Origin of the sequence: Flavobacterium frigoritolerans (assembly GCF_025847275.1) — a bacterium.
In the GTDB taxonomy this organism is placed as follows: Bacteria; Bacteroidota; Bacteroidia; order Flavobacteriales; family Flavobacteriaceae; genus Flavobacterium; species Flavobacterium frigoritolerans.
The window spans coordinates 172,125-185,678 of the sequence record NZ_JAOZEV010000008.1 but is presented as its reverse complement, the minus strand read 5'-3'; the positions used below and the strand labels follow the sequence as shown (position 1 = coordinate 185,678).

Here is a 13,554-nt window from a genome sequence, read left to right as displayed (position 1 = left end):
TTTATTATATACATGAACCTTAAGACATTTTTACAGAGTCAACGGTTAAATCAAAAAAATCAGTTTCTTTAAAGTATTTGAAGTTTAAATTATGATCGATTTACGCTCAACAAAATTATTTTTTATTATCCATTAAAGGTAATTATTATCGATTGAAAAGAAATCAGTTATAGCTAAAAAGACTTACTTCTTTTCGTAAGTAAAATAGAAAGAAAGAGTATAAGTAAACATATTTTTCCTTTTTGATTCTTCATTGTTTAGCTAACTGAAAGCTCTTAAGTCTTATAAGAATATGCGAAAATTAAATACCATTTCAAAGCAAGCACCCGCAGAAAATTAAGCGTTTACATTCGAAAACATCTATACAGCAGACCAGTAAAATAAATTAGCGAAAACTTCATTTTATCAAAAACACAAATTAGTTCTTTGCCATAAAATGACATCAATAATATTTTTCACAAGATTTTGAGTTTAAGTTAATATAAGAATTTATTACTATGTTTTATATTCGACTAAAAAAACGTTAAAAAACAAACTTATTTTAATTAATGTGGAAAACCGTAAAAAAAGGAAATTACAATACCGTATTTTCACAAAATAAATTCTAATTAAATCTAACTCTGTTTAATATTTGAATAGGTTTGTTTGATTTAATATTTTAGATTTACAAGTTATTATTTTTACAAGATTAATTTTCTAAAATTATTAAATGGACGCCTTCAAAACTCATTCAAAAGTAATTGATAATTACAAAAATTACCTGAATTCTTTCCTTTCAATCTCAGATGAAAGAATTAAGAGTGAAGTCGATAAAATTATTATGGGAGAAGGTTTAATACCGGAGCCTTTGATTCAGTTCAATCCTTCCTTTCAAAAGGGAGAAACTCTTAATGCACTAATTGAACAAAATTTAATTAATTCAAACCTTCCAAAAACATTTGGAGGTTATACATTATATAAACATCAAATTGAAGCCATTAAAATAGGCATTCAAAACAAAGGGTTTATAGTTACTTCAGGAACGGGATCGGGAAAATCTTTAACATTTTTAGCTACGGTTTTTAATCATCTTTTCAATTTAGGCTCGGAGAAAAAAAAAGGAGTCAAAGCAATTTTGGTATATCCAATGAATGCATTAATTAATTCCCAAGAGGAAGAAATTAAAAAATATGCTGAAAACTTTGGAACTAATTTCCCAATAACTTTTGGAAAATACACTGGGCAAGAATCAACTGAAACTAGAGAAAATTTAAGAAAAAATGAACCTGATATAATTTTAACCAATTATATGATGTTGGAACTTATCATGACTCGACAATCTGAAAGTTGGCTAAGAAATTCGCTTGAAAAGAATTTGCAGTATTTAGTTTATGATGAACTTCATACTTACAGAGGAAGACAAGGAGCAGATGTAAGTTACCTCAACAGACGTATTCAAGCCAATTGTAATAATGAAATAATCTGTATTGGTACTTCTGCGACGATGGCATCTGATGGTAGTCCCGAGAATAAAAAACGAGAAGTTGCCAAAGTAGCCACCAAGATTTTTGGAAAGAGTTATGGTGCGGAACAAATTGTTGGCGAATATCTTGAAACATGTACTGAGGGTAAAAACCCTTCGGCATTTGAATTAGCTGAATCCATCAGAAAAGGAATAAATTATGACTGGGATGAAACTGTTTATATTAATCATTCTTTAACCAATTGGCTTGAAGTTAATATTGCATTAAAAAACAATCATGATGTTCTAGAAAGAGGAAAGCCCTTATCCATTAAGAAAATATCAAAAATACTTAAGGATATTACTTCTTTAGTTTTTAATGATATAGAGATAGTTGTGATAGATGTCTTAAAATGGACTGAAAAATTAAATGAAGAAAATAGAAAAAAAAATACTCGAAAAAGTTTTCTCCCTTTTAGGTTTCATCAATTTATATCCCAAACAAGTTCAGTTTCGGTAACTTTAGAGCCAAGAAATTCAAGAGAAATAACTATTGAATCTGGAAGATATATAAAAGACAAAAGCGGAAAAGATAAAATGCTTTACCCTATTTTGTTTAGTCGATATTCAGGCGTTGAATTTATTTGTGTCGAAAAAGACACCATTGAGAATAAATTAAATCCAGTAAATCCAGATAGAGAATTTAAAAATCTAACGAATACCGATTTTAAAAAAAGAAAAGGTAATATTTCTGAAGATGATTTCAGATTCGGATATATTATTTTGGATGATGGGGAAGAATACTGGAATGAAAACCCCGTGAATATTGTACCAAACGAATGGTTAAGCAATAATGGATTAAGTCTCCAGCCATATTATGAATGGATGATGCCATCTCGAATTTATTTTGATGCTTTTGGAAATTATTCGTCTGAACCAAAATATCCCACCAAAGGATATTTTATTGCAGCTAAATTAAGAATTGATCCAACAGCAGGTGTAATTTATGAAGACAGTAAAACTAGCGAATTTACAAAACTTACACGTTTAGGTAGTGAAGGACGCAGTACAGCAACGACGGTTATTTCGTATTCGGTAATCGACACATTATTTGAACAACAGGAAGAAACTAAAAATCAAAAATTATTAAGCTTTACAGACAATAGACAAGATGCTTCCTTACAAGCGGGACACTTCAATGATTTTTTATCTTCTGTAAAATTAAGAGCTGGACTTCACAAAGCTTTACAAAACAATACTCAAGGAATTAATGTTCATGAGATTTCTGAACGCGTTTTTGATGAATTAAAATTAAAAGAAGAGTCATTTGCATCCTATCCTTCACAGGATCCTGATTTTCCTGATGAAGAAAATTCTAAAGCGATTAAAGAATACATTCTATATAGAATTTTCCAGGACTTGAAACGCGGTTGGAGATATACAATTCCCAATTTAGAACAAACAGCTTTATTAAAAGTAGAGTATAAAGAATTGGACAAATTGTCTCATTTTGATGACAAGTTCAAAGGCATTTATTTTTTTGAAGATATTGACGCCTATAATAGAAAAGAAATATTATTTCAAATGCTTAATTTCTTTAGAACAAACTATTCATTAGATCATCGATTATTAAAAAATAAACAGGAAACTGAAACTTTCTTAAAAAATAAATTAGATGATAAAAAACTTTGGTCTTTAGATAAAAATGAGAATATCGACACACCTAGTCATTTGGTTAGTGTAATACCTAAACAAAGGGTGAAAGGTAAATTCTTTGCTTCTATGGGTTCGCGTTCTGGTATTGGAAAATACTTGAAACGTAAAATGGAAGATGCAGGAACTGATACTTTAAATCAAGAAGATTTTAGAGATTTTATTGAAGCTGTATGTGATTTATTAACTAGAACAAATTTCTTAGTTAGGGAAGAATTCTTAGGAGGTGTTGTAAAAGGGTATCAATTAAGAACCGATAAAATTATTTGGCTCGCTGGTGATGAGGTTACGGTACAAACAGATGAAACTCGATTAAATACTTTTAGAGATATTAAGCTAGTTCCTAACAGTTATTTTCAAAAGCTGTATAAAGTGGATTTTTCTAAATACGCTAAAGAAATTTTAGGGAAAGAACATACTGGTCAATTAGGTAATCAAGATAGAATAACACGAGAAGAACAATTTAGGGAAGGCAAAATATCTACATTATTTTGTTCTCCAACAATGGAATTAGGTATTGATATTGCCAACTTGAACATTGTTCACATGCGTAATGTCCCTCCAAACCCTGCCAATTATGCACAGCGTAGTGGTCGTGCAGGACGTAGCGGACAAACAGCGGTTGTATTTACCTATTGTTCCGCAATGTCTCCTCATGACCAAAATTATTTCAAAGCTGCCGAAACAATGGTATCAGGAACTGTTGTTCCTCCCCGTATTGACCTATTAAATGAAGAATTATTATCTACTCATTTTAATTCTTTCATGTTAATGAATCTTGAAATAAGTGATTTACAATCTTCTGTAGCAGATATATTGGACTTAGCTATTGAGAAAAAAGTCAAAGTAAAGCAATCAATAGTTGATAACATCAACAATGCTATTGAATTGAACAAGGTTTATTACAAACAAAATTTCCTCAAAGTAGTAAAGTCTATAGAAGGAGATTTAAAAAAATCATATTGGTTTTCGGATAGTTGGATTGATGTAAAAATAAATTCATTTGCTCATAATTTCGAAGTAGCTTTCACCAGATGGATTGCCTTATTCCAAAACGCTTGTAATTTAAGAGATAAAGCACAATTAGTTATTGATAATCATATAATCAAATCGGATAGTCCAGAGAAAAATGAAGCTAAAAGACAAGAAGCTGTTGCACGTAAACAAATCTCATTATTAAAAAATGATGGTAAAGGTTCTTTTTCTAATGATTCTGAATTTTATGTGTTCCGCTACTTAGCTGCAGAAGGTTTCTTGCCAGGCTATAACTTTACACGCTTACCAATTAGAACATTCTTAGGATATAGCTTCAAAGGTGAAGGAGAATATGTATCAAGACCAAGAAGTTTAGCATTACGCGAATTTGGCCCAGGTAATATTGTGTACCACAATGGTAATAAATATCGAATAAACAGAATGACTGTTTTAGATACTGACAACATTCAGCGTAAAATTAAAATTTCCAAAGAAACCGGTTATGCCTATTTGGATGATGATGCATCAATTGCAAATGTAGATCCTATCACTAAAAATCCTCTACGCGGTGACAATGTTGAGCTAAATACGAATTTGATTGAATTATCAGAAGGCGAAGGAATACCGGTAGAACGTATATCCTGTATTGAAGAAGAACGTTCTGGTTCTAAATACGAAGTAAGCGAGTATTTTAGATACACTAAAGGTTTGGAACATACTAAATCATTAATTATTGCAAAAGACGGTCAAAATTTATTAAACCTGATTTACGATCAGGCTACTGAACTAATCAAGTTAAATCGTAAAATGCGACGGTCACAGCAAGAAGGCTTCAAAATAAATAAAACTAATGGTGTTTGGATCAAAGAAAAGGATTTAGAAAAACCTGAAATTGCAGAAAACTCGAGAGAAGTAATGATTTTTGCCAGGGATACTGCAGATACATTATACATCCAGCCTTTATCAAATTTGGAGTTAACACCAGAACAAACCATTTCATTAAGCTTTGCTCTAAAAAGAGGTATTGAAAAAATATTCCAAGTGGAAGAAAATGAAATTGGAGTAAGTGTTTTAGGAAATCCTGAAAAACCAAATATTCTGTTGTATGAATCATCAGAAGGAAGTTTAGGGATATTATCACAATTAATTGAAGAACCACAAACCTTACACCATTTATTTGAAGAAAGTTACCGCTATATGCATTTCGACCCTGAAACAAGGGACGAAACCGAAAGAGGAAAGCAATTACCAAAAGCGTCTTATGAAGATTTACTCTCATATTACAACCAGATACATCATGAAGTGTTAGACCGTCATAGTATTAAACAACCTTTGGAGAGACTGATGGACTGTGAGTTTTCTGTGGTTCAAAATAATAATGACCGAGAACAACAATACCAATATCTTTTAGAAAATTATGACAAAAACAGCAATACCGAATTAAAATTCATTCGTTTTTTAAACGACAATAATTATGTCTTGCCGGATAAAGCACAAGTGAACATAAAAGAATTTTACATCAGTGCTGATTTTGTTTACAATACAGACAATGGTCCCGTATTGGTTTTCTGCGATGGTTCCGTTCATGATTTAGAAAAAGTTCAAAAAGACGATAAAGAAAAAAGAGGACTACTTAAAGAGGCTGGTTATGATATTGTCGAATCCTATTACACAGAATCATTGGAAGATTTAGTAATCCGTAGAAAAGATATTTTTAGAAAATTAAAATAATAAATGAATTCAAACGCAACATATAAACCTGGGACATTAGTCAAATACCGAAATCGTGATTGGATGGTTTTACCTTCCGATGATGTTGAAATATTGAGTATTAGACCGCTTGGAGGTTCTGAGGAAGAAACAACTGGGGTTTATATTCCTTTAGCTACTGGTACCGAAAAAATTCAATATGCTGAATTTCCTGAACCGAAACCAAATGAAATAGGTTCATTCGAGTCAGCTAAATTATTGTTTGATGCATCAAGATTATCATTTCGTAATGCAGCGGGACCGTTCCGTTGTATGGGTAAATTATCTTTCCGTCCTCGTTCCTATCAATTAGTGCCATTAGTAATGGCATTGAAACATGATGTGGTTCGATTGATGATTGCAGATGACGTGGGTATTGGTAAAACAATTGAGGCGCTTATCATTTTAAAAGAATTAATGGAACGGGGCGAAATCAAACGATTTGCAGTGATTTGTCCACCACATCTTTGTGAGCAATGGCAACTGGAAATCAAAGGCAAATTGGATATTGATGCAGAAATAATCCGTTCTAGTACAGCAGCACAATTAGATAGAAAAATACCGGACGATCAATCAGTTTTCCATCACATTCCATATCAGGTAATTTCTATTGATTATATCAAGGCCGATAAGCGAAGAGGAATATTCATTAACGACAGCCCAGATTTTATCATTATTGATGAAGCACACACCTGTGCTTTACCTGAAGGGTCTAAATCCAAAACCCAACAACAGCGTTACAATTTATTACACGATTTAGCGGATAAAACCAATAAGCATATATTACTGCTAACAGCAACACCACATAGCGGAAAGGACGATGAATTCCGTTCTTTATTAGGTTTACTCAAGAAAGATTTCAATAAAATCAATTTTGAAAACCTGGAACAATCCGATAGAAAAAAAATTGCCAAACATTTCATTCAACGCAAACGAGAAAACATAACGCGTTGGTTAAACGAAGAAACATTATTCCCGGAACGCGAAGCTAAAGAAATTGGGTATGGTTTATCATTAGAGCATCAATTGTTTTACCAAGGTTTAGTGAAATTTGCCAGAGGTATATCTTCTGTTGAAAATGATGATGACAAAACACGTTTATTACGTTCATGGGCAGCAATTGCTTTAATCAAAGGAGCTATGTCGAGTCCTGCGATGGCAGTAGAAATGTTGGAAAGAAGAAAAGAGAAATTATCTGAGTTTGAAGAAGTGAATGAACCATCATTAGAAAATACGCTATTCGAAGAATATGAATTCAGCGGTGATTTCAATCGTCAGGATTTGATGGATTCAATCGAATACAAACAAAATGAAATTGCTGAATTAAAAGAATTACAACAACAAGCTTTAGTTTTAAGTGGTTCGCCTGAAGATTACAAAACAAAAGCAGCTATCAAAATCATAAAAGATTGGATAAAAGAAGGTTTTGACCCTATTGTGTTCTGTCATTACATAGCTACAGCTCATTATGTTGCCGATTTGCTACGTAAAGAGTTGCCAAAAAGTATTCATGTAGAAGCAATTACTTCGGAATTAGCTGATGAACAGCGTAAAGAACGTATTGAAATCATGGGCAAAAAAGAACGAAGAGTTCTAGTTGCTACAGATTGTTTAAGTGAAGGAATTAACCTCCAAGAGTATTTTACAGCCGTTTTACATTATGATTTGCCTTGGAACCCAAATAGAATTGAACAACGAGAAGGGCGTGTAGACAGATATGGGCAGACGGCACCAATTATCAAAACCTATATTTTATATGGTGAAGACAATCCTATGGACACTTTCGTTTTAGAAGTTTTGATTAAAAAAGTAAATGAAATCAAGAAATCAACAGGAGTTTCTATACCAATTGGAGAAAATAGTAAATCCATAATGACCGAAGCTGCCAAACGAATTCTTTATCAAGAACAAACCGGCTTCCAACAAGAATTATTCAAAGACACTAAAGAAACGGTAACTAACGAATTAGAATTAGCGCGAAGAAAAGGCGAAAATTTACGATCCATTTTTGCCCATGAAGGCATTGACCCGGAACTGATTAAAAAAGATTTAGAGGAAGTAGATGAAGCTATTGGTGACGTTAAAACAGTGGAGAATTTTGTTCGTGGTGCTGTTGATATGCTAGGCGGTTCTTGTAAATGGGACGATAATTACGGTTTCAAATTACAACCCGAAAACCTACCACCACACATCAAACGAATTTTCAATGGTGAAACAATTGTAAAAATCAGTTTTGAATCGCCCACACCAAAAGGATACACTTACATAGGAAGAAACAATTTGTTTATTGAACAATTATGTCAATTCTTGCTGGCCATTGCTTTTGAAGCCAATCCAGAATACGGGCGTTTAGCCAGAGTTTGTGAAATTCAATCTGATGAGGTAAGTTCTAAAACGACGTTAGTGATGTTTAGGGTGCGAAATGTCATCAAAGAAGTTAATTCTAAACGCGAATCGGTAGCCGAAGAAATGTACCTATGGGGTTACACAGCGGTTGATGGCACAATGAAAACATTGGAATTTAAAGAAACCAAAAAACTATTAATGGAAGCTATTCCATTAAGTAACCTATCAGTAGAAAGACAAACAAATACCATTGAAAATGAAATGATTCGTTTCCATGAAATGAAATCACAGTTTATTGATTTAGCTACAGAAAGAGCAGATAAATTAGTTGAAGCGCACGGTAGATTTAAAGAATTAATTGGAGGCAGAAGATATGAAAAAACCACTCCTGTTTTACCGCCGGACGTGATGGGCGTTTATGTATTATCTCCAAAACCCAAAGCATTATAAGCCATGAACTACAGTTCCATATCCATACAAGGAAATATTTTTACCAGCGAAATTCTCGAAAAAATTCGCAAGGAAGACACACGCTTTCAAGTGGCCAAAGACTTCAATCTGAATCAAGGGGATTCCGTTCGTGACGAAATCAATTTGGCGTGGAGTTTGGCTATTAGCCACTGGAACGCATTCAGACAAAAAAGAGAATCTTTATCATTAACTGACACAGGAACAACCGAAACCCGAAGATATTGGATGTTGCCATTATTTCAAATTTTAGGATATGATGTCAGCCAGTCAAATGCTGAAATTGTTAACGATAAATCATATGCGGTAAGCCACAGAGCCAATAATAAAGACGGCTTTCCCATTCACATTGTCGGTATTCAACAATCCTTAGATAAAAAAGCTGATATTGGTGGAGCTCGTTTATCTCCTCATGCTTTAATACAAGAATACCTCAACAATACAGAGCATTTATATGGTTTTACTTCCAATGGCGCCATGTTGAGAGTATTACGCGATGCCACTAGATTAAGCCGATTGAGTTACATTGAATTCAATCTAGAGCAAATGATGGAAGAAGGTTTATATGTAGAGTTCGCTTTACTATACAGAACCTTGCATGGTTCCAGAATTGCTAACAAAAAAGAAGAGAATGCCGAAAGCATTTTAGAATGGTACCATCAGGAAGCTTTGTCATCAGGCTCTAGAATAAGAGAACGATTAAGCCAAGCCGTAGAACAATCAATTTTATTATTGGCAAACGGAATATTAGAAAACCCAAACAATGAAGCCTTACGTCAAGAAATTGATGATAATAAAATAACACCACACCAATACTATTTACATGTATTGCGTTCGGTTTATAGAATATTATTCTTGTTAGTAATTGAAGAACGCAAACTCATCTATCCTGAAAAAAGAGATGCTGAACTCAATAGAAAAAGAGATATTTATTATAAATTTTACAGTGTCCAACGCTTAACTTATTTGGTAGAGAAAAAAGTATATATCGACCCCAGAAAAACCGATTTATGGCAATCATTGTTGACTACTTACCATTTATTTGAACATTCAGAAAATGGAGCTAAATTAGGCATATCAGCTTTGGGTTCTGGCTTATTTACACCTAATGCTTTGGGTGGTTTGCAAGATCAATTGGTCAACAACGAAATCTTATTGAAAGTATTACGCTATTTAGTAACATTTGAAAACGAAAACAAACAACTAGTTCGTGTGAATTATGCCGATTTGGATGTTGAAGAGTTTGGTTCTGTTTACGAAGGCTTACTAGAATATGCACCTGCTATCACCAATCACCAATTCAATTTTATAAAAGGAGATGAACGTTCTTCGAGTGGTTCGCACTACACCCCTGAAGAATTAGTAAAACCATTAATTGTAAATTCGTTAGATTATCTTATTGCCGATAAACTCAAAGAAGCGAACCCAGAAGCTGGTTTATTATCGTTAAGCATTTGCGATGTGGCTTGTGGTAGTGGACACATTTTATTGTCAGCAGCACGACGTGTAGGTTTTGAATTGGCAAAATACCGTTCTAAAGAAGATCAACCAACTCCATCGGTGTTACGAATTGCCATCCGAGATGTTATTAAAAACTGCATCTATGGTGTAGATTTGAACCCCTTGGCGGTAGAACTTTGTAAAGTAGCATTGTGGTTAGAAGCTCACGAACCAGGACAACCCATGAACTTTTTAGACCACCACATCAAGTGTGGGAATGCCATAGTAGGGTTAGCTCATTTTGAAGAACTGGAAAACGGTATTGCCAGTGAAGCTTTTAAAACCTTACCTGGCGATGATAAAAAAATAGCCACAGCCTTTAAAAAACGTAACGATTTAGAGCGTAAAACAAAAGACCAGTTAAGTACGTATAATGTAGCCAATGTTGATGACGATTTAAAAGGATTACAAAAAGAGTTCGTATTATTTACACAACTACCTGAAAACACTCCAGAGCAAATTGCCAAAAAAGAAAAAGCGTACCAAGACTTAACCCAAGGCAAAAAATGGTTTCGACTGAAACAAATTGCTGATTTACAGGTAGCACAATTCTTTATCCCGAAAACGGAAAACAATAAAGAAAAACTAACCACTCACAGTCAATACATGAGTTATCTGAAAACAGAAACTCAAATTATAGACCGTGGGGCAGCAATGGCTACAAGTTTAGACAAACGATTTTTTCATTGGTTTCTTGAATTTCCTGCCGTATTTCAAAAAGGAGGATTTGATTGTATATTAGGAAACCCTCCTTATTTAGGAGGTACTAAAATTAGTACTTTCAATGGTAATTATTTTTTCAATTATTGTGTTTCTAATTATATATCTGCATCTGGAAGATGTGATTTGGTGGGATATTTTATTAGAAGAATTTTTGATATTCAACGTGTTAATGGTTTTCATTCTATTATTACCACTAATACAATAGCTGAAGGAGACACAAGAGAAGGAGGACTTGATGTAATTCTTGCAAATAAAGGAGCCATTGTTTATGCCAATAAAGGAGTTGTATGGCCTGGTAAAGCAAATGTCATTGTAACTCTTTACTCCTTAGTCAAAGGTGAATGGCAAAAGGGAAAATTGTTGGGAAATGAATCTGTAAATTTTATTACTTCATATCTAACAAAGGATGCTTTTGTCACAACTCCAAATCAATTAAAACAGAATGAAAAGAAAGCCTTCATGGGATCTAGTATCACTGGTGATGGTTTCCTTATAGATACCACAGTATATAAGGCTCTTATTTCAGATAATGTAGAAAACAAAAAAGTCATATATGATTATGTTAATGGATTTGATTTTAACAATATTCCAAATCACATAAGTCAAAAAAAAATTATTAATTTCTTCGATTCTGAATTAGTCGAAGTGAAAAAAAAGTATCCAAAAGTTTTAGAAATTGTAGAAAAACTAGTTAAGCCTGAAAGACAAAAAAAATCAATTGAAGTGTCGAGTGCTCCATGGTGGAAATATTGGAGAATAAGAGAAGAACTTTACAAAACAATAGCCAAAAATAAGAAAGTATTAGTTTTAACAAGAGCAACAAGTACTCATGGTTTTGCTTTTTTAGAAAATAAAAATTATGTTTTCAGTGATGCAATGGTCGTATTTAGTGATGAATTATTTCATAAATATAGTATCCTTCAATCATCATATCATGAAGATTGGTCATGGAGATTTAGCTCAAAACTCAAAAATGATAGGAGATATTCAGTAACTGATGCATTTGAGACTTTTCCATTTCCAAAAGATATACCATCTGAAATTGAAAAAAAATTAACACTGTCAGGTGAATCATTTCATGAATTCCGTAAGCAGTTAATGTTGGAATTGCAATTAGGGCTGACCAAGACCTATAATCTGTTTCATTGCAAAGCCATTCAAACTACAAGTATAGATGTAAAAGACAAACAAGTTATTTCTTTACAAAAGTATCTAGAAAAAACACAAAGTACTATAGCCTTTGAAGAAGCACTTTTAAAAATTATAAAGCTACGCATTCTACACAAAAATTTGGACGAAGCAGTTTTAGAAGCGTACGGTTGGCAAGATATTACTTTGCAGCATGATTTTCATGAAGTAGATTACTTGCCAGAAAATGACCGTGTGCGTTACTCTATCAATCCAGAATCTCGTAAAGAAGTTTTGAAGAGATTATTACTTCTCAACCATAAAATCCACACAGAGGAAATAGCTGCTGGTTTGTGGGATAAAAAGAAACTGATTAAGAAGGAGAAAAAGGTTGCCACAAAAGTTATTACAATAGAACAAAAGGAAATAAATCAAGTATCATTATTCGATATTGAAAACAATATAGGTATGAAAGAGTTTAGTTTGAATGAAGGAATTTATTCAATAATGGATGCAGCTAGTATCATCAAACAACCAGTGGATAAAATACGTCGATGGTTCAAAAAATTATCCGAAGTAGATTATGAAGGTTTAGATGGAACTGCCAAGACAGATATTGAAAATCGTAGAATTAGTTTCCATGGTCTAATTGAATTGGTTGTTATTGGGACATTACTAGATAGTGGGTTTACAATAAAAAACATTGTAAAAGCAAGAACGGATTTAAAAGCTAAATCTGGAAAAGATTATTACCCGTTTGCTACCAATAATGTCAAAGATGATTTAAAAGTAGCTGGTAATTCTATTCTATTTCAATTCCCTCACGGAACAGTTACTTTAGATGGGACTGGTCAATATAATTTAGAGATTATTAAGCAATTCTTTAAAGATATTATTTTTGAAAATGACATTGCCATGCGTATCATGCCACATACTGGAAACGGAGAAATTATTATTGATCCAAAATTTGCAGGAGGTAAGCCGTCATTCATTAAACATCATGATTTAGAAGTAGAAATGATTATGGGATTTTATGATGACGAGGATTCAATAACCGAGCTAATGGAAAACTACAGCCTAAGTAGAGAAGAAATTGAAGCGGCATTAAATTATTGCTCATGAGTAGTTTAAAAATATACATCCATCCCAACTTTTCACCAAAAATTACGGCTATACTTTATGATTTGCACGAATTACAAAAAGTCGAGAAGTATGAAATAATCAAATGGCAAAACCTTGATGAAGCTGAAATTGATTTAAAAACTTCAATCTTTCTCATGACAGACAAGGAGAAAAAAGGATTATCAGTTAGTACTCTAAAACACTACGAAAGCGGTTATCGAATTGTAGCCTGCAAATTACCAAAAACTAAATTAGACTTCTTTGAATTAGGGATGTCGGTTTTAAGAGTTTGGCCATTCATAATAGAAAAATCGACTGATGAGGACTTTTTATTCACTTTTAAATATGGTGGTAAGAGGTTGAGTGGAGTTAAAATTAAAAAGATCTAA

4 protein-coding genes are annotated in these 13,554 nt (G+C 33.0%); all 4 read left to right on the top strand.

Annotated elements, in window-relative coordinates:
* Positions 1 to 709 precede the first annotated feature (709 nt).
* From OIU80_RS12155 to OIU80_RS12140, 4 genes are read left to right on the top strand one after another with little or no spacing between them, the layout of a single operon-like run.
* On the top strand, positions 710 to 5,860 hold the full coding sequence (locus OIU80_RS12155; RefSeq protein WP_264287273.1) for a DEAD/DEAH box helicase: 5,151 nt from the start codon (positions 710 to 712) through the stop codon (positions 5,858 to 5,860).
* Positions 5,861 to 5,863: 3 nt separating this feature from the next.
* Positions 5,864 to 8,674 carry a DEAD/DEAH box helicase gene (locus OIU80_RS12150; RefSeq protein WP_264287272.1) on the top strand — a complete coding sequence of 937 codons (2,811 nt, stop codon included), beginning with the start codon at positions 5,864 to 5,866 and terminating at the stop codon, positions 8,672 to 8,674.
* Between the two features lie 3 nt (positions 8,675 to 8,677).
* Positions 8,678 to 13,165, top strand: coding sequence for an Eco57I restriction-modification methylase domain-containing protein (locus tag OIU80_RS12145; protein ID WP_264287271.1), 4,488 nt, complete (start codon positions 8,678 to 8,680; stop codon positions 13,163 to 13,165).
* On the top strand, positions 13,162 to 13,554 hold the full coding sequence (locus tag OIU80_RS12140) for a hypothetical protein (RefSeq protein ID WP_264287270.1): 393 nt from the start codon (positions 13,162 to 13,164) through the stop codon (positions 13,552 to 13,554). Before OIU80_RS12145 ends, OIU80_RS12140 begins: the two co-directional genes overlap by 4 nt.